This is a genomic window from Aeromonas sp. 2MA4 (genome assembly GCF_029237305.1).
Lineage (GTDB): Bacteria > Pseudomonadota > Gammaproteobacteria > Enterobacterales > Aeromonadaceae > Aeromonas > Aeromonas salmonicida.
Genome location: NZ_JAACFY010000021.1, coordinates 30,746 through 54,601, shown reverse-complemented (window position 1 = coordinate 54,601; position 23,856 = coordinate 30,746). Strand labels below are relative to the sequence as shown.

The 23,856-nt window shown below is 61.1% G+C and carries 21 protein-coding genes; 2 read left to right on the top strand and 19 right to left on the bottom strand.

The annotated features are described in order from the left end of the window. Positions 1–15 precede the first annotated feature (15 nt). The 7 genes from GWQ31_RS18485 to GWQ31_RS18455 all read right to left on the bottom strand — a co-directional run bounded on the left by GWQ31_RS18485 (position 16) and on the right by GWQ31_RS18455 (position 6,226). Positions 16–1,080, bottom strand: a complete 1,065-nt coding sequence (locus GWQ31_RS18485; RefSeq protein WP_275909986.1) for a tetratricopeptide repeat protein — start codon at positions 1,078–1,080, stop codon at positions 16–18. Continuing rightward, positions 1,077–1,967: an AAA family ATPase gene (locus GWQ31_RS18480; protein WP_270687721.1), complete on the bottom strand. Its 891-nt coding sequence runs from the start codon at positions 1,965–1,967 to the stop codon at positions 1,077–1,079. Before GWQ31_RS18480 ends, GWQ31_RS18485 begins: the two co-directional genes overlap by 4 nt. A gap of 92 nt (positions 1,968–2,059) precedes the next feature. Next, a complete protein-coding gene (gene mshL / locus GWQ31_RS18475) occupies positions 2,060–3,739 on the bottom strand; it encodes a pilus (MSHA type) biogenesis protein MshL (RefSeq protein ID WP_099991463.1) in 1,680 nt (559 codons plus the stop codon). Positions 3,740–3,809: 70 nt separating this feature from the next. After that, positions 3,810–4,130, bottom strand: a complete 321-nt coding sequence (locus GWQ31_RS18470) for an MSHA biogenesis protein MshK (protein WP_275909985.1) — start codon at positions 4,128–4,130, stop codon at positions 3,810–3,812. Then, positions 4,123–4,770, bottom strand: coding sequence for an MSHA biogenesis protein MshJ (locus GWQ31_RS18465; protein WP_125597285.1), 648 nt, complete (start codon positions 4,768–4,770; stop codon positions 4,123–4,125). The genes GWQ31_RS18470 and GWQ31_RS18465 overlap by 8 nt, the downstream gene beginning before the upstream one ends. Beyond that, positions 4,770–5,363: a PilN domain-containing protein gene (locus tag GWQ31_RS18460; protein WP_021139571.1), complete on the bottom strand. Its 594-nt coding sequence runs from the start codon at positions 5,361–5,363 to the stop codon at positions 4,770–4,772. The genes GWQ31_RS18465 and GWQ31_RS18460 overlap by 1 nt, the downstream gene beginning before the upstream one ends. Beyond that, positions 5,363–6,226, bottom strand: a complete 864-nt coding sequence (locus GWQ31_RS18455) for a hypothetical protein (protein ID WP_005316385.1) — start codon at positions 6,224–6,226, stop codon at positions 5,363–5,365. Before GWQ31_RS18455 ends, GWQ31_RS18460 begins: the two co-directional genes overlap by 1 nt. 69 nt (positions 6,227–6,295) lie before the next feature. Between GWQ31_RS18455 and GWQ31_RS18450 the strand changes: the two genes are divergently transcribed. Continuing rightward, entirely contained in the window at positions 6,296–7,243 is a 948-nt protein-coding gene (locus tag GWQ31_RS18450) for a pyridoxal-phosphate dependent enzyme (RefSeq protein WP_275909984.1), read from the top strand. A 22-nt stretch (positions 7,244–7,265) separates the two neighbouring features. Here GWQ31_RS18450 and GWQ31_RS18445 read toward each other — a convergent pair whose 3' ends face one another. After that, positions 7,266–9,194, bottom strand: a complete 1,929-nt coding sequence (locus GWQ31_RS18445) for an EAL domain-containing protein (RefSeq protein WP_275909983.1) — start codon at positions 9,192–9,194, stop codon at positions 7,266–7,268. Positions 9,195–9,856: 662 nt separating this feature from the next. Then, complete coding sequence (locus tag GWQ31_RS18440; protein ID WP_265420764.1) at positions 9,857–10,507, bottom strand: histidine kinase; 651 nt, start codon at positions 10,505–10,507, stop codon at positions 9,857–9,859. Positions 10,508–10,786: 279 nt separating this feature from the next. Here GWQ31_RS18440 and GWQ31_RS18435 point away from each other — a divergent pair, with 279 nt between their 5' ends. Next, positions 10,787–11,884, top strand: a complete 1,098-nt coding sequence (locus GWQ31_RS18435; RefSeq protein ID WP_005316398.1) for a calcium:proton antiporter — start codon at positions 10,787–10,789, stop codon at positions 11,882–11,884. Between the two features lie 72 nt (positions 11,885–11,956). Here the strand turns inward: GWQ31_RS18435 and hutH are convergent, their stop codons facing one another. The 10 genes from hutH to ftsY form a co-directional block, all read right to left on the bottom strand. After that, positions 11,957–13,489 (bottom strand): histidine ammonia-lyase, encoded by a 1,533-nt coding sequence (gene hutH, locus GWQ31_RS18430; protein ID WP_275909982.1) that lies wholly within the window; start codon positions 13,487–13,489, stop codon positions 11,957–11,959. 1 nt (position 13,490) lies between these two features. Continuing rightward, on the bottom strand, positions 13,491–15,194 hold the full coding sequence (hutU, locus tag GWQ31_RS18425; protein ID WP_275909981.1) for a urocanate hydratase: 1,704 nt from the start codon (positions 15,192–15,194) through the stop codon (positions 13,491–13,493). Positions 15,195–15,249: 55 nt separating this feature from the next. Further along, positions 15,250–16,194, bottom strand: a complete 945-nt coding sequence (gene hutG / locus GWQ31_RS18420) for a formimidoylglutamase (RefSeq protein WP_265420767.1) — start codon at positions 16,192–16,194, stop codon at positions 15,250–15,252. Further along, positions 16,187–17,422, bottom strand: a complete 1,236-nt coding sequence (gene hutI / locus GWQ31_RS18415) for an imidazolonepropionase (protein ID WP_265420768.1) — start codon at positions 17,420–17,422, stop codon at positions 16,187–16,189. Before hutI ends, hutG begins: the two co-directional genes overlap by 8 nt. Positions 17,423–17,577: 155 nt before the next feature. Next, positions 17,578–18,282 (bottom strand): histidine utilization repressor, encoded by a 705-nt coding sequence (gene hutC / locus GWQ31_RS18410; protein ID WP_058394753.1) that lies wholly within the window; start codon positions 18,280–18,282, stop codon positions 17,578–17,580. An 11-nt stretch (positions 18,283–18,293) separates the two neighbouring features. Continuing rightward, positions 18,294–18,953: a carbonate dehydratase gene (gene can, locus GWQ31_RS18405; protein WP_042868573.1), complete on the bottom strand. Its 660-nt coding sequence runs from the start codon at positions 18,951–18,953 to the stop codon at positions 18,294–18,296. A gap of 125 nt (positions 18,954–19,078) precedes the next feature. Beyond that, entirely contained in the window at positions 19,079–19,933 is an 855-nt protein-coding gene (rpoH, locus tag GWQ31_RS18400) for an RNA polymerase sigma factor RpoH (RefSeq protein ID WP_011899178.1), read from the bottom strand. A 451-nt stretch (positions 19,934–20,384) separates the two neighbouring features. Further along, positions 20,385–21,338, bottom strand: a complete 954-nt coding sequence (ftsX, locus tag GWQ31_RS18395) for a permease-like cell division protein FtsX (RefSeq protein ID WP_005316425.1) — start codon at positions 21,336–21,338, stop codon at positions 20,385–20,387. After that, positions 21,338–22,006, bottom strand: coding sequence for a cell division ATP-binding protein FtsE (gene ftsE, locus GWQ31_RS18390; protein ID WP_005316428.1), 669 nt, complete (start codon positions 22,004–22,006; stop codon positions 21,338–21,340). The genes ftsX and ftsE overlap by 1 nt, the downstream gene beginning before the upstream one ends. Positions 22,007–22,057: 51 nt before the next feature. After that, entirely contained in the window at positions 22,058–23,749 is a 1,692-nt protein-coding gene (gene ftsY, locus GWQ31_RS18385; RefSeq protein WP_275909980.1) for a signal recognition particle-docking protein FtsY, read from the bottom strand. Between the last annotated feature and the right edge of the window lie 107 nt (positions 23,750–23,856).

The window sequence follows — 23,856 nt, the reverse complement described above, 5'->3', positions numbered from 1 at the left end:
TAACCGTCCCGCCCGTCAGGGAGCGAGCTGGGCAATTCGCTGTTCAATCCAGCGGGTCGACGCCTCGCCGAGGTTGCCATGCAACTGGGCATTGCGATAGGCATCGAGCGCCCGCAGGCTGTGGCCCTGGCCATCTTCGGCCACACCTAGCCCGAGCCACCAGCGCCCCTGATCAGGCTGCTGACGCAGCAATTTCACATAGAGCTCCGCCGCCTCGGCGTTGCGGCCCAGCTCCTGGGTCAACCCGGCCCAGGTGGCGTAATAATCCAGATTGCTGGCCAAGTCAGGTTGATAACCGGTCAGCCAGCCAAGTGCCTTGAGCTGATCGCCGCCGCTGATGGCAAGCCGTGCCAGCAGCAGACGAAAATCCGCCTGCGCCGGATCGAGCCGTATCCCCTCTTCCAGCAACTGGCCAGCCTCACTCAGCCGCCCTTCGCCGTAGAGCAGACCCGCCAGCTGTTCACGGGCGCCCTGATTGTGGGGGTCGTGAACCAGCACCTGATAGTAGTTGTCCTGGGCGTCTCGCAGTTGCCCCCTGGCCATGGCGGTAGTGGCCTTGCGCTCGGCCAGGGTGGCCAGTTCGGCCTCGGAGAGGTTCACCGTCTCTATCTTCAGCACCCCCGGTTTGCGCGGCGGCGTGGCGACCGCCTCTTGTTCCGCTTCCAGCTCGGCATAGAGCTCAGGTTGCAGCTCTTCATCGCTCGGCGGAGCCTCTTCATAGGCGATCTCATCCTGCTCTTGTGCCAGCCCGGGTTCGACTGCAGGCCGAGAGCGGGTCTCGGGCCCGGGGCCCGGGGTGGGCAAGGCCACCACCAGATCCACCGGCTCCTGCTCTACATAGGCCGGCGTGGCGGGCACGGCGCGGGCAACGGCATCAGGCCTTGGCTCGCTGGCCTGGACCAGACTCTGCTGCCAGTAAATCCAGGTCCGCCAGCCCAGAATGCCGAGGGCCAGGCCGCAGATCAGGGTCAGCACCAGCATCCACCAACCCTGTTGCCGCACGGGCGGCACATAGACGGCCCCCTCGCCACCCTGCTGGCGCTGCTCCAGATCCTTGAGCATCTGGTTGATCACGCTCATGGCCAGACTCCATAAGCCAGGGCACACCCCAGCAACAGTAACAGGGGCCACCAGCGCAACGGCGCAAAGCGGCTGGCATCGTCGGTATCGCGAATGGCGAGCCGCACCAGACGGCTATCGATCTGGCGCGCCCCCTGGCCATAGGCCAGCATCAGGCACTTCTGCGCCAGTATGTTGATAAGCCTGGGGATCCCGCGCGACGCCCGCCACAGCAGGCGCATGGCGTACCCTGCAAACAGCGGTGCCCCGCGGTAACCGGAGACCTGCAATCTGTGCTCCAGATAGGCTCGGGTCTCGTCAAAGCGCAGGGGGCGCAGGCAGTAGGAGAAGCCGATCCGCTGACGCAACTGACGCAAATGAGGCTTTGCCAGCCGGGTGTCCAGCTCGGGCTGACCGAACAGCACGATTTGCAGCAGCTTGTTCGACTCCGTCTCCAGGTTGCCAAACAGCCGGATCGCTTCCAGGGTCTCGTCCGGCAGGGCCTGCGCCTCGTCGATCAGCACAACCACTCGACTGCCCTGCTGATGCAGGCTGATAAGGTGGCGATGAATACGATCCGTGAGATCCAGCTCGGCCCCCTCCCGCACCGACAATCCCAGCTCCAGCGCCAGGGCTGTGCGCAGCTCGGCCGGCGTGAGGTGCGGGTTGGGCAACCAGGCCAGACGCACGGGGTGAGCCTCAGACCCCAGCTCGCTCAGCAGCTTGCGACAGAGCAGTGTCTTGCCGGTACCCACCTCGCCGGTCACCTTGATGAACCCCTCCCCCTGTGCCAGCGCCCAGTTCAGCACCTGCAACGCCTCTTCGTGGGGCGGCAAGCCATAGTAAAAACCCGTGTTGGGGGTGAGGCCGAACGGCGCCTCCTGCAAACCGAAGTGGTTCAGGTACATGGGTTGTCACCTGCCATCCCGAGCAAGCAGCCTGCAGTGACGCAGGGCAAGAGGGCACATGGGGTAAGGCTGACCGCGCGCTGCTTCATGGCTTAGCCCTTAGGCGGATACCACTTGTCCAGGAGATCGGCGCTGCGTTTCAGCTCGTTCTGCCAGGTGTCTTTCTCCACCACGGTTGGCTTGAGCATGATCACCAGCTCCACCTTCTTGGTGCTCTCGCGGCGGTTGGTGAAGGCTTCGCCAATCCAGGGAATGTCCCCCAGCAGCGGCACCTTGCTGACGATCTCCTGCTTGTCGGTCTTCATCAGGCCGCCGATGACTATAATGTCGCCGTTGTTGGCCTGCACCACTGTATCGGACTCGCGGATCGAACTCTTGGCCAGCGGCAGAGTCATCTTGCCGCCTGTGGTGCCCAAATCGATCGTCTTGTTTTGCTCTTCGGTATCAATGACAGAGGGGTGAATGTGCAGTAGCACCCTGCCCTCTTCGTCGATCTGCGGCGTCACGTCCAGCGCTATGCCGGAGAAGAAGGGGGTCAACTCCACATTGGGCGTCCGCTCTGATCCTGTTGTAGTAGAGGTGATGGTTGTCGTCGCATTGGTGACGAAGTACTCGTCCGTCCCCACCTTGATCACCGCCTTCTGATTGTTGGTCGCCGTCACCCGCGGGCTGGAAAGGGTGTTTACATCCCCCTGGGTCTTGAGCAAGTTGACCGCCACGTTGAAGTTGCCGTCGGAGATCTTGAAACCGGCCCCGCCCCCCAGCGCGGTGAAGATCTGATTGGGGGTCGTGGGCAACTGGGTCGGCGAGAGAGAGCCGCCACCGGTAATGCCCTTGTTGCCATCCCAGCTGGCGGAGAGACCGCTCCAGTCCACCCCCTGCTCATAGCCTTCGCTTAGAGCCACCTCCATAATCCGCGCCTCCAGCACCACCTGGCGCTTGAGGTGGGTTTCGGACTGACTGAGGAATTCGCGCACCGCTTTAAGCTCTTTTGGATAGGCGCGGATGGTGACCAGACCCGCCTGCGGGCTGGTGATGACGGCACGACCATCGCCACTGCCGATCAGCATCTCCAGCGAGGTGCGCAGATCGGTCCAGTAGTCGCTGTTGGTGCCCGTTTCTATCTGGGTACCGTTCGATGTCGTCTGGGTACTGGAGTTGCTAGAAATACCTGTGCCATTTTGGTTAGAAGATATTTCAGCGTTGCTGCTGGAGTTGATGCCGCCGTTGTTTGAATTGTTGTCGTTGGCCGTCACACCGCCGGTACTGACCGAGGTACGGGACAGACCCCGGCGGGACATCATCAGGTAGTTGACCGGTATGGTTTCGGTGCGCAGGCCAGCCGGATAGACGTGGAACACGTTACCCTTGCGCTGCACGTCGAAGCCGTACATGTCACCCACCACGGCCAGCACCTCGGGCAGGGTCACGTCCTTGAGCTCGACGGAAACCAGCCCGCCTACCCCTGGATGCACGGCCACGCTGTAACGGGAGCCCTTGAACAGGGAGCCGAAAAACTCCACCGCCTCCACATCGTGGGCGGCGATACGCAGCCGCTGCTCCGGCATGCTGATGGCCTGGGGCGGCCGGTTCATCTGCAACAGTTCGCTTTGTACCGACTTGGGTACGGTCGCCAGGGCGCCGACCTTGTTCTGCTCGGTCATGGCGTGTTTCAGTGCGTCCTTGGCCTGCACGGGTTCGGGGTGCCGGTAGCTGGTACAGCCTGCAGCCAGAACGGCTACGGAGATCAGGCAGAGATGATTTTTTTTCATGTAATGAGTGCACCCTGACTTGCAATTAAACTCGACAAACCTTGCCCCGCCCATCCCGGGCAGGGCCCGTTCAGATACGGACCTTGCTGGCAAACAGGGTCAGCGACTGGCGCTTGCCCCCCTTCTCCAGCACAACGGCATCTGCACTGATGGCCACCAGTCGATATCCCTCGACCTGCTGGCCTATCCGGTAACTTTTCCCGTTGAGCACCGCCAGCGCCGGGCCGTTGCCTAGCACCACGCTCTGCAACTTGGGCAGACCGGCGCTCTGGCTCTCTACCGCCCCCGCCTGGCTGTTGACTCCCTCGAGCGGTTCGGTGGGATCCTGCAGCACCTCGGCCTTGGCCACTGAGCCCAGCAGGCAACACAATAGCGTCAGCCATCTAACCACGAATAAACTCCTTGCTGGTGCTCAGGGTGTAGATTTCCATCTCCACCACCGCCTTGGGGTGCGCTTCCACCCGATAGTCAAACTGCTTCCAGTAGAAGTGACGAGGCAGCGCCTCCAGCGCTTTCAGGTACTGATACACATCGAAATAACCGCCTTCCAGTTTGAGACGAATACCGTGCTTGAACAGGTTGATGCCCTGATCCCCCGCCATCAGCGGCTCAGGGGCGAGGGAGGTCAGCGCCAGCATGTGCAGATTGGTGGAGCGTGACAGCAAGGCCTCCAGTACCTCCGGCATCTCGTGGGCCGGGATCAGATCCACCGTCTGGGCCTTGAGTTCGGCATCCAGCTTGCCAAGCTCACCCTCAACCCGCGCCAGCTGCTCCCGTACATTCTGATCGGGATCCCGCGCCAGACGTGCCTGCTTGCCCAGATTCTCGAGATCCATGATCTCCAGATCCCGCTGGGCCGAGGTCAAGGCCACACGCTCCTGCTCAAGGCGCAGGGTGGCATCATCCAGCCAGCCATAAATGCCACCGGCACAGACCAGCACCAGCCCGGTCAACAGTATCAATATCCGCTCGCGCTGGCTGAGGGCGGCAATCTTGTCTGCCCACGCCAGCCATTGTGCTTTCAGGCTCATCAGGGCTTCTCCCGCTCGATACCGCTGAGCTGGAAGGCCAGGCGGCCCTCCTTGTCACGGCTCAGGGTCAATTCACCAAACTGCTTGCCCGCCAGCGACGGTGTCTGCTTGAAACGGTTTACCCAGGCGGGCACATCCTGGCTGCGACCGGCGAAGCCGGAGATATTGATACGCCCCTCGGCGATCTCGATCCGCTGCAAGGAGAGCTGTTTGTCCCGAATGCGGGAGAGATCGGCCATCAGGCCGGCGTAGCCCTGGGATTTTTGCAACGCCAGGCTGCCCAGCTGACGCATCAGCCCCTGCTTGGCAGTCAACTCTTCCTGCTTGTTGGCCAGCTGCTGTTGCAACTGTGTGTTGGCCTGATGGCGAGTCAACGCGGCATCCAGCCGCTGGGCCTCCCCACGTTTGACCTCCAGCGCCGCGCGCACCTGTGCCAGTTCACGGCTGACCCCTTGCTGCTGCCAGCCGTAAAAAGCGGCCATGCAGAGCAACAGGATCACGCAGCCCCCCCACACCAGCGCCATCTGATTGAGGCTGGCCCACTGGCGTTTGGGGCGAAACTCTGCGCCATAGAGGTTTATCTGACGTTTCATCAGGCAGGCTCCCCGATGGCTGCGGCATAGGCCGACAGGTACTCAACACCGGCCAGCACAGCCTTGTTGGCCATGGCGGAGACGGCAAAACCAAAGGTCTGCTCCATGTGGCGCACCAGGGTGCCGATGAAGGAGGAGGCGATGGCGAGCTGCATCTGGCCAAGCTCCGGCAGCTTGAGCTGGCCGGCCAGATAATCGAGGGAGCGCTGGATCTCCAGCGCCAGCGAATCGAGCAGCATGCTGTCCGGCTCATGCTCGCCTGTGAGGGCGGTGAAACCGCGCAGCTGGCGGGAGAAACAGAGCCCGCCCTGATGGAATACCAGCAGTTGCAGATCCTGCCCCCTGGGTTGCCACAGCAACATGCGTACTGTGTTGTCGGCCTCATAAAGCGCCGTCATGGCCAGCTCGTCGCTGACGATGGCATCCAGACTCGCTATGCTGTTGACCGCATCCGCCAGTTGCTGCACCCGCGCCTTGGGCACGCAGATCACGTTGATCCGCGGCCTGCCAGCCGGCGGAGTGGGCAAGTCCACGTAATCCATGGCGAGCTGCAACACGGGCTCGTTGACATAATCCTTGATGGCCCAGGGCAGAGCGCCCGCCATTTCTGCCTCGGGCACGGCGGGCTTGTCGATCTGGACTTGCTGATAAAGAGTGGCGGCGAGTGCGACCCGCACTTTAGACTTGGCGAGGCCATGGCGGCTGAACAGCTCGCTCATGGCAAGCGGCCACTCTTGCGGGCCGTTGATGGCGCGGGTGGCGAAGACAGGGGGGTTGCCCAGCGAGGCCAGCATGATCCGGTCGCTGGCAAGCAGGAGCCCCACCTGACGGCTTGGGGTTGAACGTCTAAAAAGTTGTTTCATTGAAACCCGCACCTGGCTGCATAAAACGCATTAAACCTTAGCATAAACAGGGCATTAGCCTCCAGATAAATGACGGATTACTCATTGTTACCCAGTTCGACCCGCCCGCGGGCGTTTACCCTGCAACCAGCCCGGCTGCCCTCGCCACTGGAAGCCATCTTCCACCCTCTGCTGCGGCAATACGACGTCCAGCTCTGGTGCAAACGAGATGACCTGATCCACCCGACCATCTCGGGCAACAAGTGGCGCAAACTCAAGTACCAGCTGCAACATGCCCGGGAACAGGGCATGCAGCACCTGCTCTCGTTTGGCGGTGCCTATTCCAACCACATTCATGCGCTGGCGGCAGCTGGGAGTCAATCTGGCCTGAGAACTACCGGCATCATACGTGGTGAAGCAGAGGCCGTCAGCAACTCCACCCTGAGCGCAGCAAAAGGCTGGGGCATGGATCTCATTTTTGTCGACCGCCAGAGTTACCGGCGGCGTCAGGACCCCGACTGGCTGGCCCAGTTTGCGGCGTCCGATACCCTGATAGTGCCGGAAGGAGGCAGCAGCCCGCTCGCCATTCCCGGGGTGGCCGAGCTGGTCGACGAGGTGCCCTTCTCGCCGGATCTCTGGGTGCTGCCCTGCGCCAGCGGCGGCACCCTGGCTGGCCTGATCGCCGGCAAACGGGATCGGGAACAGATACTCGCCATCGCGGTACTGAAGGGGGGCGGTTTTATCGCTGACGAGGTGTGTCGCCTCCATCCCGCCGCTGCCAGCACGCCCGGCTGGCAGATAGCGCTGGATCACCATGATGGTGGCTATGCCAAATTCAGCCCGGCCCTGTGGCAGTGGGTGCAGGATTTCAGCGCCGAGACAGGCCTGCCGCTGGAACCCATCTACAGCGGCAAGGCGATGTGGGGCCTGTTTCGCGAGCTGGCCGCCGGGCGCATCCCCCGTGGCAGCAAGATAGTCTTTATCCACACGGGTGGCATGCAGGGACTGGCTGGTTTGAAGGAGCAGGGCCGGATCTGAGGGCAGCCCTGCGGCCACACCATCAGGCGCCGGCCGGTTCCATCACCAGCCGCTCCGGCTCGGCGAACCAGGGACCCTGACCGGCATGAACGCCGAGGTGGCGCAGCATCTTCCACTCATCGCCACTCTCCACCCCGACGGCAATCACCCGGGTACGGGTGTTGGCGCAGCCTCCCACCAGGCTGCGCACCGCCATCTGGTTGACCTGACGGGTGTGGATCTCCCGCACCAGACTGGGGTGGAGCTTGAGGAAGTTGATCTCGAACTCCTTGATGTATTGGGTACTCACCACATCCTGACCGGCGTGATCGATGGCCAGCTGGCAGCCCAGCATGCGCAGCGCCCGCAGCGGCCGCTTGAGTGCCTCGTAGTGGCGAGTCACCTGGGCTTCGGACAATTGCAGAATCAGCCGCTCGTTGATGCTGCGCGGCAGCTGGAACAGGTCGAAGAAGAGCCAGCGCTGGAACTCCCGGTGCAGCAAACTCTGGGCACAGAGGGTCAGACTGATGGGGCAGCTCTGCTCTGAGCGCTGACGCAGCAGCCGCAGGGTCTGTTCCGCCACCAGCCGATCCAGTGGCAACAGCAGCCCCGCCTTTTCTGCCATGGGCATGAAGACGCCAGCCTGCAACGCCCGCCCCTGCTCGTCGTGAATGCGGATCAGCAAATCCTGCTGAAGCACCACCTGATCCCGCTCCTGCTGCACCGGTTGAACGTAAAAATCGATGCCATGCTCCTCGATGCGGCGGCCTATCAGGGTGCGCCAGCGTACCGTGCCCTTGCTGCTCTGCTCCTCATCCAGCTGCTTCTCGTAGAGGAACCAGCCGGTATGACCCTGCAGTCGCGCGCTCTTGAGCGCCAGTTCGGCCTCTTCCTGCACCTTGAGCAGGGAATCCTGCGCCTGATAGCAGACGGCGCCCAGGTAGACGGCGGTCTCGACGTTGACCGCCGCGGGCCAGTGCAGTCGCTGCAGGCTCTTGTGCAGCTGGCCCGCGCCATCCACCATCTCGCTCTCGGACATGTTGGGCAGCAGCACGGCAAACACCTGACCGGCATAGCGGGCCTGCAGGGCGCCGTTGTGCTTGCGCACGAAGGCAGCGATGGAGGCACTCGCCTCCATCAGCAGATCCTGGCTCTGGCGCCCGCTCAGCTCGGGATCCAGATCCTCCAGACCGGCGAGGTCGATCAGCAGCACGCCGCCGCTCATCACGCTCGCCTCCATGATGGCGCTCTCCAGCCGGTTGTCGAAGAACAGGCGGTTGCCTATGCCTGTCATCTTGTCGACAAAAGCATTGCTGCGGATGAAGTTGTCGAAGCGGCTGCGCTCCTTGCGGGCATCCGCCAGCTCGGCCAGCAGATGATCCAGGGCCTGACTGGCGGAGACGGGCCACTCCTCCGCCGGATCGTGGGCCAGCTTGGTGAGCTTGTTGTCGAGAATAAGCTGGGCCCTTTCGGCCAGCAGCTCGGCACCTCGCAGTTGCAGCCGCAGCCAGCGAATGGAGTACCAGAGCCCGAAGATGACGATGAAGATACCGAGGGAGATGCCGGACATGGCCTTCATGGAGTATTCGAACTCCTTGAACGGTCGCTCCAGCTTGAAGTCGGCTTGCATGCCTGCCTGATGAGAGATGGGCTGGCTGTAGGGGATCAACAGACTCTCGTCGGTCTGCTGTTGCACGTCGCGAAACCAGTAAATCCGCTGCTTGCCCTGACGGATCTCCAGCTCCACCACATGGGCCGAACGCAGCAGGGTCGGCAACCAGCGGGTGAGCTCCTGATGGTCATCGGCCACCTCCAGCTGCTTGTCGATCACCTCGACCAGAGAGTTGACCTTCTTTTGCTGCAGCTCCATCCCCAGCTCACGAAAGCTGAACACACCGCCGAGCAGCACCATGGCCATGGAGGCGATCACGCACAGGGTAATAAACGAGACAAGCTGAGTAGTCAGTTTCATATGCCTTCCGTATGCCCGACAACATCCATGTGGCTTCATCGTATCAGCCAACGCCGAAGCGCGCCTATGGACGAAGATCCCGCTTCTGGAATTAAGCGGGCGAGCATAACCAAATGGGCACAGGAACACCAAGCCTGACACAAAGCCATCCATGAAAATGGCTACCGGGGCAGAAAAATGGGAGTGGAGTGGCGGGATCAGGGATTTTCAGGCAGAAAAATGGTCCCACTAAGGGGACCGAAAGAAACACTCATATCAAAACTAACACTCTGTGCTACTGACAAAAAAACAGATACAGGAGTATTGAACACACGGTGAGTCAAACCGCTCGGCTACTCTAGCCATTTCAGATAAGCTGGACAATTGTCACTTATGACAGGTAAGCGATTGAATCTTCATCAGAGTAATTTATAAAAACCATATTTATCATTGAGTTATAATTTATCATTGCCACGGCGCTCCCTGCGGATCAAATTGATACAGCTAATGCACCAGAACAACGCCTCCCATTTGCATCCCATCCGTGTATCAAACCCTTCCTCCTTGCGACAAATCCCGCCCTCAGGCTTATGCCGCCGCGGCCTTGACCGCCCACCGGGTCGATAAAGAAACCACAACCGAATAGGGAAGCCTGGCGCGACGGCAGCCCATACTGCCGATGACTAGCGCCGGTATTGCAGTATCTGGCCACGAAAAGGCTGGCTCAGATAGCTCACATCCAGTGGCTTGTGCTGATTGTGCTGATAGCCCAGGGTCACCATCCGCTTGCTGAAGCGGGCATGCAGGCCACGACCCGGGTCCACCAGGATCACCTCGCAATGGGGCTTGGCGTGTTGTTCGATAAAGGCGGCCAGGGTCTCGACCTGACCGCGCTCATAGAGCAGATCGCTGCCGATGATGAGATCGAAGCGACCCAGCGCCGTGGTGGTATCTGCCCAACCGGTGCGAATAAAGGGGATGAGGCTGCCTTTGTTGAGCAGCACATTTTCCGCCAGAAAGGCGCCCGCCTCCGGGTGATAATCAGTGGCCGTGATGTCGGCCAGCCTGTGGTTGAGCACCAGACTCGCCAAGGCGATGCCACAGCCCACCTCCAAGATCCGCAAGCCAACTATCTCGTACTCCACCATCAGATGGGCCAGCACATTGCCGGAATCCCAGACGATACCGAATAGCGGCCAGAAGGCTGAAGAGATGCCGAGCGCCTCTGCCTCCCCCTCGTCATCGGAGAATTGCTGGTTGTCGCGCAGGGTGCGCAGGTGGATGTCGAGTTCGCCAAACTCTATGGTGTGATAGCGCAGACGCACAACAGACATGGGAGTCCTTGGTCGGAATGCCGCCAGATCCACAAGAGCATGAATGCGATCGGCATAGCCCATGCTACGCAGCATACGGTCAGATTAGCTATCTATATCCCGACCATCGGCTGACCACGGGGTCAGACAAGCCCATCACTACTTGGTTTGTAACAAAATGATTTTTCCCGATCCGGGCAACAGCCTTTATCATTGTCTGGGTCGTCACCTACCGTGACCTTGCATCATTGCCTCCATACCCCGTCGGCTCATGCCGCCCCGAGATGAGAACCATTGCCTATGAAGTCATTTATCCGGCAAGAGATTGCCCTGCCCGTTGGCCTGCTGACCCTGCTGTTCTTCAAGACTATAGGGAGCGAGCTGCTGACAGAGGCGACTCCGCTCGGGATTTATCTGCCTGTCTCGGCGGCGCTGCTTGCCATCGTCACCTGGGCCATCTTCTCTGTGGTGCGCCACTCGGATGCCCTCGCCATCAAACTGGGTGAGCCCTTCGGTACCCTTATCCTGACGCTCTCCGTCATCTCGCTGGAAGTGGTGATGATCTCCTCCGTCATGCTCACAGGCGACCCCAATCCCGTGATGGCCCGCGATACCATGTTTGCCGTGGTGATGCTGGTCACCAATGGCCTGGTGGGCTTCACCCTGCTGTTTGGCGGCTGGCGCTACCACACCCAGAGCTTCAATCTGGATGGGGTCAAATCCTATCTGGTCGCCATCATACCGCTGGCCCTGCTCTGCTTGGTGCTGCCCAACTTCACCCGGGGCGGCACCATTGGCAGCATGTCGAGCCCCATGTCCTGGATGCTGATCATCATCTCCATCCTGCTCTACGGTATCTTCCTGCTGATCCAGACCCGCAGCCACAGCCACTTCTTCGTCGACAGCGACCACGAGGATTACGAGGAGCACCACGGCCCGCTGCGCAGCAACGTCTATCACACCATACTGCTGCTGGCCTATCTGGTGGTGGTGATCCTGCTGGCCAAGACCCTGGCCGTGCCCATCAACTTCGGCGTGAAGATCATGGCGGCGCCTCCTGCGCTGGGTGGCTTTATCGTGGCCTGTATCGTACTCGCCCCCGAGGCAGTCGGTGCCATCAAGGCAGCCTTCAACAACCAGTTGCAACGGGCCATGAACCTCTATTTCGGCTCTGTGCTGGCCACCATAGCCCTGACAGTACCGGCCGTGCTGTTCATCGGCGCCATGCTGGGCCAGGAGGTGCGCCTCGGCCTCTCCGCCGCCGACATGGTGCTGCTCGTCACCACGCTTATGGTCTGCAAGGTCACCTTCAGCAGCGGCCGCACCAATGTCCTGCACGGCGCTACCCACCTGGTGCTGTTCGTGGTTTATCTGTTCCTGATGTTTGAACACGAATAACCCGCGCCAGCCAACACCAGAAACGACAAGACCGCCCGATGGGCGGTCTTTTGCTATGAGCCGAATGGGGGCTTAGAGGCTGGGCAGCACACCGACCGGGATCAGGTCGTTGTAACTCGCCCTGGCCAGCAGCGCAGCCGCCGCCTCTATGTCCGGCGAGAAGTACCTGTCCTTGTCGTAGAAGCTCACCTCTGCCCGCAGCCGGCCCTTGGCCTGCTCCAGCAGTGCTGTGGTACGCAGCGGAGCACGGAAATCCAGCCCCTGGGCAGCTGCCAGCAGCTCGACCGCCAGTATGCCACGGGTGTTCTCCGCCATGTCCGCCAGTCGGCGAGCGGCAAAGGTGGCCATGGATACGTGATCTTCCTGGTTGGCGGAGGTGGGCAGGCTGTCCACCGAGGCCGGGTGAGCCAGGCTCTTGTTCTCGGAGGCGAGCGCCGCCGAGGTGACCTGGGCGATCATGAAGCCCGAGTTGACGCCGCCGTTGTTGACCAGGAAGGCGGGCAGGCCCGACATGCGGGAATCGATCAGCAGAGCCATGCGGCGCTCTGACAACGACCCGATTTCGGCGATGGCCAGGGCCAGGTTGTCGGCGGCGAAGGCCACGGGTTCTGCATGGAAGTTGCCACCGGAGAGGATCTCCTCATCCTCGGCGAACACCAACGGGTTGTCGGAGACCGCATTGGCCTCGCACACCAGCACCTCGGCGGCGTGGCGGATCTGGGCCAGACAGGCCCCCATCACCTGGGGCTGGCAACGCAACGAGTAAGGATCCTGCACCTTCTCGCAGTTGTGGTGGGACATGCCGATCTCGCTGCCATCCACCAGCAGGTGACGATAGCAAGCCGCGGCATCGATCTGGCCACGCTGACCGCGCACCTCATGGATGCGGGCATCGAACGGACGACGACTGCCCAGCGCCGCCTCCACACTCATGGCGCCTATGGTGATGGCGCCGGCGAACAGATCTTCGGCGTGGAACAGGCCTTCCAGCGCAAACGCCGTGCTGGCCTGGGTACCGTTGAGCAGGGCCAGTCCCTCCTTCGGCGCCAATGAAATAGGCTCGAGACCCGCGATCTTCAGCGCCGTGGCAGCGTCTATCAGCTCGCCCTTGTGGCGGGCCTTGCCCTCCCCGATCAGCAGGCAGCTCATGTGGGCCAGCGGTGCCAGATCGCCGGAGGCACCGACGGATCCCTTCTTCGGCACCACCGGATAGACTTCGGCGTTGATGAGGGTCATCAGCGCCTCAAGCACCGTCAAGCGGATGCCGGAGAAGCCCCGCGCCAGCGAGTTGACCTTGAGCACCATCATCAGCCGCACTGTGGCGTCATCCATGTAGGTACCGATGCCAGCGGCGTGGGAGAGCACGATGGAGCGCTGCAATTCGTCCAGCTGCTCCACCGGAATGCGGGTGTTGGCCAGCAGGCCAAAACCGGTATTGATGCCATACACAACGCGGTTTTGCTCTATCACCTTGGTGACCACGGCTGCGGAGGCGCGGATCCCCGGCAGCGCGGCCGGATCCAGGCTGATATGGACCGGCTCGCGGCTGACGCGGCGCAGGGTATTGAGGCAGAGTTTGCCCGGTAACAGATTGAGTTCAAACATCTTATTTAACCCCTTTGCCCGTTGCGGTCAGCATCGGCAGATCCAGTTTCGCCTCATGGGCGCAGTTGATGGCAATCTCGTAGCCTGCGTCGGCGTGACGCATCACACCGGTGGCCGGGTCGTTGCGCAGCACGCGACCGACGCGTCTGGCGGCGTCATCGGAGCCGTCACAGACAATCACCACACCCGAGTGCTGGGAGAAGCCCATGCCCACGCCGCCACCATGGTGCAGGGAGACCCAGGTCGCGCCACCGGCCGTGTTGAGCAGGGCATTGAGCAGCGGCCAGTCGGAGACGGCATCGGAGCCATCCATCATGGATTCTGTCTCGCGGTTTGGGCTCGCCACCGAGCCGGAATCCAGGTGGTCGCGGCCAATCACGATCGGCGCCTTCAGCTCGCCATTTTTCACCATCTCGTTGAAAGCCAGGCCGAGGCGTACCCTGTCCTTGACCCCGACCCAGCAGATCCGCGCCGGCAGGCCCTGGAAGGCGATGCGCTCGCGGGCCATGTCGAGCCAGTTGTGCAGGTGGGGATCGTCCGGGATCAACTCTTTGACCTTCTGGTCGGTCTTGTAGATATCTTCCGGATCGCCGGACAGCGCCACCCAGCGGAAGGGACCAATCCCCTCGCAGAACAGCGGGCGAATATAAGCAGGCACGAAGCCGGGGAAATCGAAGGCGTTTTTCACCCCTTCTTCCAGCGCCATCTGGCGGATGTTGTTGCCGTAATCGAGGGTCGCCGCGCCACGGGATTGCAGGGTCAGCATGGCTTCCACCTGACGGGCCATGGAGTGACGAGCCGCCTGGTTCACTTCCTGGGGCGCAGATTTTTGCAGCTCGCGCCACTTAGGCAAGCTCCACCCTTGCGGCAAATAGCCGTGGATCGGGTCGTGGGCAGAGGTCTGGTCGGTCACCACGTCCGGGGTGATGCCACGGGCCACCAGCTCGGCAAAGACATCGGCGGCGTTGCCGAGCAGGCCGATGGAAACGGCGGTGCCGCTCTGTTTGGCTTCCTCGACCATGGCCAGCGCCTCATCCAGGCTGTGGGCCTTCTTGTCGACGTAGCGGGTCTTGAGGCGAAAATCGATGCGGGTCTCGTCGCACTCGACGGCAATCATGGAGAAGCCGGCCATGGTGGCCGCCAGCGGCTGTGCGCCACCCATGCCACCCAGACCGCCGGTCAGGATCCAGCGCCCTTTGGGTTCGCCGTTGAAGTGCTGATTGGCCACCGCAAAGAAGGTTTCGTAGGTACCCTGCACGATTCCCTGAGTACCTATGTAGATCCAGGATCCGGCCGTCATCTGGCCGTACATCATGAGACCTTTCTTATCCAGCTCGTTGAAGTGTTCCCAGTTGGCCCAGTGCGGCACCAGGTTGGAGTTGGCGATCAGCACCCGAGGCGCATCCTTGTGGGTCTGGAACACGCCGACCGGCTTGCCGGATTGCACCAGCAGGGTCTCGTCTTCCTCCAGCCGTGTCAGCACCTCGACAATCTTGTCGTAGCAGGCCCAGTTGCGGGCGGCGCGGCCGATACCGCCATAGACCACCAGGGATTGGGGATGCTCGGCCACTTCCGGATCCAGGTTGTTCATCAGCATCCGCAGCGGCGCCTCGGTGAGCCAGCTCTTGGCGGTCAGCGTGGTACCACGGGAGGCACGGATGACACGGCTCGGATCCTGACGGGGATCCAGGTGTTGCTCAGACATACACACTCCTTGTTTTATCAATGCAGCAGCATTGCGACCTGCCCTCGGCAGAGCGCTACTTGGTTAACTGATGGACCAGCCGGGCGGCCACGCGGGCGCTGCGGTTATCCTGATCCAGGTTCGGGTTGTATTCGGCCAGGTCGGCGAGCCGCAGCTTGCCGCTGGCCCGGATATGGGCGATCAGGAGTTCGATGACGGCCAGCTCGACGCCGCGGGCGGCGGGGGCACTCACCCCCGGCATGACGGCGCCGGGCAAGACGTCAAGATCGATAGTCAGATAGAGGTGGTCACACTGGGCGATAAAGCTATCCAGCCCGCTTAGCAAGGCGGGCAGGCTACGCTCGCTCATGGCCTCATCTTTCACATACCAGACCCCCAAGGCGTCGGCCCTTGCAAAGAGCGCCTGCGTATTGGCGGTCTCGGCCACCCCGAGGCAGGCGTAAGTAAAGGGCGTCCCCTGGGCGGCGCACTGCTCGGCTATCTGGAAGAAGGGGGTGCCCGAGCTTGCCTGCTCCTGCTTCATGCGCAGGTCGAAGTGGGCATCGAAATTGATGATGCCGACCCGGCCCTGACCGGCCAGATGACGGTTGAGGCCGCTCCAGCTGCCGAACGCCACCTCGTGACCGCCTCCCAGCACCAGCGGGTAGTGTCCCTCATCCAGCAGGCTCGCCACCCGCTCGGCCAAGCGGGCATGAGCGGCATCGAGATCGCCGTCGTCACAGGTCAAATCCCCGCTGTCATAGACGGGACGGGTCAGATGCCAGGCACTGTTGGCCAGCAGCTTGCGGATCGCCAGCGGTGCGCCAGCGGCCCCCACACGCCCCTTGTTGCGGCGCACCCCCTCGTCGCAGGCAAAGCCCACCAGAGCGACGCCGGGTTCGGCAGTACCGCTCAGCGACCAGGCCTGCACCTTGTCGTGCCAGCGCAGGGCGAGCTCACCATCTTCCGGATCCTGGCGCCCTTGCCAGACCGACATATGGGATAGGCTGAACTTATCCATGCAGCGTCTCCTCCCCGTTGACGACCCGGCTCACCAGCTGATCGACCCCGATGAGGTAGCTCAGCTCGGCCGGGTGCGCGCAGTTCCAGACCAGGAAATCCGCCAGCATGCCCACTCTCAACTGCCCCAAACGCTCCTGCTCGCCAAGTGCGCGGGCGGCGTTGCGGGTCACCCCGACCATGGCCTCGACCGGGGTCAGACCGAACAGGGTACAGGCCATGTTCATGGCCATGCGCAGCGACACAATCGGGGCCGTGCCAGGGTTGATGTCGGAGGAAACGGCCATGGGCACATGGGCCTTGCGCAGGGCGGCGATGGGGGGCAGCTTGGTCTCTTTCAGGAAATAGAACGCGGTGGGTAGCAGGGTGGCGACCACGCCACGGTGGGCCAGTGCCTGGATCCCTGCCTGATCCAGATGCTCCAGATGATCCACCGAGAGGGCACCAAAGTTGGCGGCCAGCGCACTGCCTCCCAGGTTGGAGAGCTGCTCCATGTGGCCCTTCACCGGCAGACCGTATTGATCCGCGGCCAGATAGACCTGCTCGGTCTGGGCCAGCGAGAAGCCGATGTGCTCGCAGAAGACATCCACCGCATCGGCCAGACCGGCCTCGGCAGCCGCCGGAATGATCTCCTGGCAGATGGTCTCGACCCAGGAGTCAGGATCGTCGCGATATTCGGGCGGCACCGCATGGGCCGCCAGCAGGGTGGTCTTGACCCGGATCGGCAGCGCCTCCCCCAGCCGGCGGGCAACCCGCAACATCTTGAGCTCATCCGCCAGCGTGAGGCCGTAGCCGGATTTGATCTCCACCGTGGTGACCCCTTCCCGGATCAGCGACTTGATCCGCAGCAGTGCCAACTCAAATAGCTGCTCCTCGCTGGCGGCACGGGTGGCCCGTACCGTGCTGAGAATGCCACCGCCCTTGCGGGCGATCTCGGCATAGGGCACCCCTTTCTGGCGCAGTTCAAACTCTTCGGCCCGGCTGCCGGCGAAGATGAGATGGGTGTGGCAATCGATGAGACCCGGGGTTGCCAGCTTGCCCTTCATGTCCTGCCAGTGGGCAGGATAAGGGCCCTTGAGATCCTGCATGGGCACCAGGGCGTGGATCCTGCCTTCATGAACGCCAAGGGCGTGGGGTTCCAGCAGACCGTAGTCAGCCAGATCGGGGCGCAGGGTGGCGGGTGTCACGTTGAGCCAGACCCGCTCGCAGTTCAACAATTCCTTGTTCATACCGACCTCTAAATGTATATACATTATCTTATATCCGATCTCTGTCAGGAAAGAAAGGATCAAGTTCACATCTTGATAACAGCGCTTTCATTAGAGTTTAAGCACAAAAAAGCCCACCATGAGGTGGGCTCTGTTAAAACAACATGTATATACAATTAACTGAGACTGGTCTTGGAACTCAGCTTGTAGCGGGAACCCGGCGAGAGCAGACGGGCATAGGAGACCAGATACCCTTCCGACCAGGTACGGCGGTGCAGCAACAGGCAGGGGGTATCGACCCGCACCTGCAGCAGACCGGCTTCACCGGCACTCGGCAACACGGCCTCTACCACATGCTCCATCTCGGAGAGAGGACAGACGTCCATCAGGTAGCGATTCGGAGTCTGTTGAGTGAAATCCTGCTCGCCATAACCGGGCAGACGCTCGGCATCGACGAAGCGTTCCTCCAGTTGCAGCGGCTCCCCATCGGCCTGATGGACGATGAGGCTGTGGAAGATGGCAGCACCGACTCTCAGCCCGAGCTGGACCGCCACCTTCTCGTCGGCGGCCTGGCGTTGCAGCCGGATCACCCGGGCACTGTACTGGCTGCCCCGCTCGGCAATCTCGTCGGCTATGTTGCGAATGGCCAACAAGGGCGACTCGGTACGCCTGTCCGCCACGAAGCTGCCGGAACCGGCGGTGCGCACCAGCCAGCCCTCGGCCACCAATTCGCGCAGTGCCTTGTTGACCGTCATGCGGCTCACGGCAAACTGCTCGCACAGGGCGGCTTCGGTCGGGATCCTGTCTCCCGCCTGATAGTGGCGTTCACGGATCCCGTCCAGGATGTGCTGCTTGATCTGAAGATAGAGGGCTGGCGCCAACGGCAGGCTCCTCAGCGACGGCGGTGGGGCGGACGCATGTCCGGCCAGGCGCGGTAAACATCGGGGATCTGATCCGGCCCGCTGATGCAGAGATCCAGATCGTGCAGCAGACCGTCCTTGATGCCATAGATCCAGCCATGCACCGCCAGCTCCTGCCCCTTGCGCCAGGCGTTCTGGATGATGGTGGTGTGGCAGACGTTGGCAACCTGCTCGGCCACGTTCAGCTCGCACAGGTAATCGAAACGCTCATGCTCATCTTCGATGGCATCCAGCTGTTCACGATACTTGAAGTAGACATCCTTGATGTTGCGCAGCCAGTTGTCGATGAGCCCCAGCTCCTGGTTCTGCATCGCCGCCTTGACGCCACCGCAGCCATAGTGGCCGCAGATGATGATGTGCTTCACCTTGAGCACCTCGACCGCATATTGCAGCACGGAGAGGCAGTTGAAATCGGTGTGCACCACCAGATTGGCGACATTGCGGTGGACGAACACATCCCCCGGCAGCAAGCCCATCAGCTGGTTGGCGGGAACCCGGCTGTCGGAGCAACCGATCCAGAGGTATTCAGGGGCCTGCTGGGCGGAGAGGGTAGCGAAGAAATTCGGATCCTCGGCCTTGATCCGTTCCGCCCACTCGCGGTTGTTGGTAAACAGGTCGTTCAACAGTTTCACTATCTGCTCTCCCTACTGTGGCAGTGGCGGCAACATAACATAGACAAGGGTAACCAAGGCAAGGCCGACCAGATACTCGCGAAACAAAAACAGGGCCATCAGGCCCTGTTTTTGTGTGGGAGGCATCAGGCCTCCATGGCGTCTTTCAGCTTTTTGAGTGCGTTTTTCTCAAGCTGACGCACCCGCTCGGCGGAGACACCATAGGTGTCGGCCAGCTCCTGCAGCGTGGTCTTGCTGTCATCATCAAGCCAGCGGGCACGGATGATGTGCTGACTGCGCTCATCCAGAGTGGCAAGGGCCGAGCTCAGGCGACGGGTCGCATGATCATCCCAGTTGTCGTTCTCGATGGTGGCGGCCAGATCGGAGGATTTGTCTTCCAGATAATGGACAGGGGCAAAGCCGCCTTCGTCTTCATCATCACCGACCAGATCGAACGCCTGATCGTAGTTGCTCATGCGCGCTTCCATCTCGGTCACGTCGGTCGGGGAGACCCCCAACTCGGCGGCGACGGCCTGCACTTCGTCATGGCTGAACCAGCCCAGACGCTTCTTGGATTTGCGCAGGTTGAAGAAGAGCTTGCGCTGGGCCTTGGTGGTGGCCACTTTTACCATGCGCCAGTTGCGCAGGACATACTCGTGGATCTCGGCCTTGATCCAGTGCACGGCGAAGGAGACCAGTCGCACTCCGACGGTCGGGTCAAAGCGCTTGACTGCCTTCATCAGGCCGATGTTGCCTTCCTGAACCAGGTCAGCCTGGGGCAGACCGTATCCGGCATAACTCTTGGCGACGTGAACGACAAAACGCAGGTGCGACATGACCAGCTGACGGGCAGCCTCGAGATCGCCACCCTGCTGCAAACGCTCAGCCAGCTCACGCTCTTCCTCTGCAGTCAGCACAGGAATCGAATTTACTGCCTGGATATAGCCTTCCAGACTACCTTGCGGAATCAGAGCCATAGTGCGTTGCAATGAAGTTCCCATTTTTTACCTCTTTCTTTTCAATCGAACCAGTCTAACACCCTGAGAGGGTCTGTCTACTGACCGGATATCATTCTGCGGCCCACATCAAACACTGTGCCCAGTTTGAACTCGGGCTATCTTAGGCCGGCAGGATGAATCATGAATGAACAGTCAAAAAAAGGGGGTCACAATCAAGGACCCCCGAAAAGTAGCATGCTAAGTCCATTGTTGCGGAGCTCGCAACCTTCACATGCTTGCCAAGTCAGACGAGCAAGGCAGAGGGGCCACACCCGTATAAGTTCTTCAGCACTTGTAGACTGCTTATAAATCAGAAGGTTCACCGGATCCAGATCAGATCCTGAAGATAGCTGTTAATCAGATTACTCCGAGAACAGTGGCCGAGCCAGAAACGGCCACTCTTTTACTTGATCCAGCTCTCAAAATCCAGCGCTTTGAAACGCTGACAAATTAATCAGGATGGTTCTATGTCACGAATGTGGCGATGTACCGAGAACCAGGAAGCGATCAGCCCCAGCAAGGCCCCCAGCAAGACCAGATTGATCCCGTCTATCGCCCCCATGCCCACCAGCCGGAAATTGCTGTTGTAGAGACCGGCCAGCTCCTTCACCACACCCTCGCTCCAGATCACCATGACTTCGGTCAACCACCAGGCCAGCATGCCGCCGATGACCCCGAACCAGATGCCGGTATAAAGGAAGGGACGGTGGATGAAGGCGTCAGTCGCCCCCACCAGCTTGAGCACTTCGATCTCGGAGCGCTGGTTGAGGATGTTCAGGCGCAAGGTATTGCCGACGATCAGCAGCACAGCCGAGAGCAACAGCACGGCGATGCCTGTAATGGTATGGCGCAGCAGGTTCATGATCCCCTGCAACCGGGTCAGCCACTGCAGATCCAGCTTGCCCTGCTCAACCCCGTCTTCGTTGTTAAGCTTGCCGAGCAGCTCGGCGGCCCCTTCCGGATTCTGCCAGCGGGGATCCGGAATGACGCTCAGCACGGGCGGCAAGGGGTTGCTGTCCAGATAGTCGAGGGCATCGCCGAAGCCGGAGATCTCGCGAAACTCTTTCAGCGCCTCCTCCCGGCTCATGTAGGTGACGGATTCCACCTCGGGATAGAGCAGGATCCGCTGCTTCATGTCGAGAATGCTCTGCTCTGGCAGATCCTTGCGCAGATAAAGAGAAATTTGGGAACTGGTCTGCCAGCTGCCTTCCACCACTTCGGCGTTTTTCAGCAAGACGTGGAAGCAGGAGGGCAATGCCAGACTGACGCCGAGCACCGCCAGAGTCATCAGGGAGGCGAGCGGATTGCGCCACAACTCTCCCAGGCTGGCAAACGCCTGACGGACGTGATCAACCCCGTACATCATCAGACGGCGCAGCGGTGGTTGTTTATGGCGAACGATAGCCATCAGAGCTCCTCCCCCGCCGAATACATCCGGCCCGCCTTGAGGGTCAGGGTACGGTAGCGCATGCGAGCAATCAGCCCCAGATCATGGGTCGCAATGAGTACCGAGACCCCAAAGCGGTTGAACTCCTCGAACAACCGCATGATATCCATGGAGAGCTGGGGATCCAGGTTGCCGGTCGGCTCATCCGCCAGCAGCAACGGCGGCTTGTTGACGATGGCACGGGCGATGCCAACCCGCTGCTGCTCACCACCGGAGAGCATGCGCGGCTGATAGCGCTCCTTGCCGAGCAAGCCCACCTTGTCCAGCGCCGCCGCAACCCGCTTGTTGATGTCTGCATGGCTGTAACCATCGATCACCAGCGGCAGGGCCACGTTGTCAAACACGGTTCTGTCCATCAGCAGACGGTGATCCTGGAAGATCATGCCGATCTGGCGACGCACATAGGGTATATCCCCCCGCTTGATATGGCTGACATCGTCGCCATGAAAGAAGACACGGCCATCGGTCGGTCGCTCCATCACGCCAATAAGCTTCAAGAGGGTACTTTTGCCTGCCCCCGAGTGCCCGGTCAGGAAGGCCATTTCCCCCTTGTGCAGGTGAAAGCTGACCTTCTGCAACGCCTGATGGCCGCCGCTGTATACCTTGCTGACCTTATCAAAACGAATCATAACGGATCCCTGACATTGACATGCCCCGACCTGAGTCGGGGCATGTGGCGCTTACTCCTCGCGACTGAAGAGTGCCTCGATAAAGTCGTTGGCGACGAAGGGGCGCAGATCGTCGATCCCCTCGCCCACCCCGATATAACGGATCGGGATCTGGAACTTGTCAGCCACCGCGAAGATGACGCCGCCCTTGGCGGTGCCATCGAGCTTGGTGAGGACGATACCGTCCAGACCCACGGCTTCGCTGAACAGCTTGGCCTGGCTCAGGGCGTTCTGACCTGTGCCTGCATCCAGCGTCAGCATGATCTCGTGAGGAGCTTCTTCATCGAGCTTCTTCATCACCCGCACCACTTTCTTGAGCTCTTCCATCAGGTTGCTCTTGTTCTGCAGGCGACCGGCAGTATCGGCGATCAGCACGTCGGCACCGCGGGAACGGGCAGCCTCAATGGCGTCATAGATGACGGAGGCAGAATCGGCACCGGTATGCTGGGCGATCACCGGTATGTTGTTGCGCTGACCCCATACCTGCAACTGCTCGACGGCAGCGGCACGGAAGGTATCACCAGCGGCCAGCATGACGCTCTTGCCTTCGGCCTGGAACTGCTTGGCCAGCTTGCCGATGGTGGTGGTCTTGCCGACACCGTTCACCCCGACCATCAGGATCACATAGGGCTTCTTGCTGGTGTCGATCACCAGCGGCTGCTCAACCTGGGCCAGCATGGCGCCCATGTCCTGCTTGAGCAGGCCGTAGAGTGCCTCGGCATCCTTGAGCTGCTTGCGATCCGCATGCTGCACCAGACCGTCTATGATGCGACGGGTGGTATCGACCCCCAGATCGGCGGTCAGCAGCTGGGTTTCCAGCTCCTCAAACAGATCGTCATCGATCTTCTTGCCACTGAACAGACCGAAGAAACCGGAACCGATATTCTCTTTGGTACGCACCAGACTGCGCTTGAGGCGGGCAAAGAAACCCTCCCGCTGCGGCTTGTCCTGAGTGTCATCATCCACTTTGGCGGCAAGCGGCAAGGCAGCCAGTGCGGCAGTTTCAGCCTCCATCTCGGCAACCAGGCGAAGATCTTCCGCTCTCTGGGCTTCTTTGGCGATACGAGCCGCTTCTACAGCCTGCACTTCGGCGGCAATACGAGCCGCTTCTGCAGCTTGCGCTTCGGCAGCAATACGAGCCGCTTCTGCGGCTTGCGCTTCGGCAGCAAGACGAGCCGCTTCTGCAGCCTGCGCCTCGGCAGCAACACGGGCCGCTTCTGCAGCCTGCGCCTCGGCAGCAACACGGGCCACTTCTGCAGCCTGCGCTTCGGCAGCAACACGGGCCGCTTCTGCGGCTTGCGCTTCGGCAGCAACACGGGCGGCTTCTGCAGCCTGTGCCTCGGCGGCAACACGGGCGGTCTCGACAGCCTGTGCTTCAACGCGCGCTTGCTCGATCAGCAATTCGTTGACGATGACGGGTTCCAGTTCGGAAGCACACTCCTCCACGACCAGCGGAGCCACGTCCAGCTCAGTGGGAGGGCAATCGTCATCATGAAGTGGAGCGCCAGCATGCAGGGCATCATTTTGTGCGCTGGCCGGCAATTCATGCACCACGACCGGCGTAGTATCAGAAACGGGAGCGGGGGAAGCAGTGACCTCAGGCTCAGTGGTAACAGGGGTGGCTTGGGGTGTCTGTGGTTGGACAGCCTCAGCCTCTTCTTTCTTGCGGCCGAAACCCAGCCAGGAAAACAAACCTTTTGCCATCTAAAAAATACTCACTTCGTTGGCTGACTGCTAAGATAGCCGTCCCTCGGCGGGTCGGCATAAAAATGAACCGCCTTATACTACCACTTTATTTTCTGACGACGAAA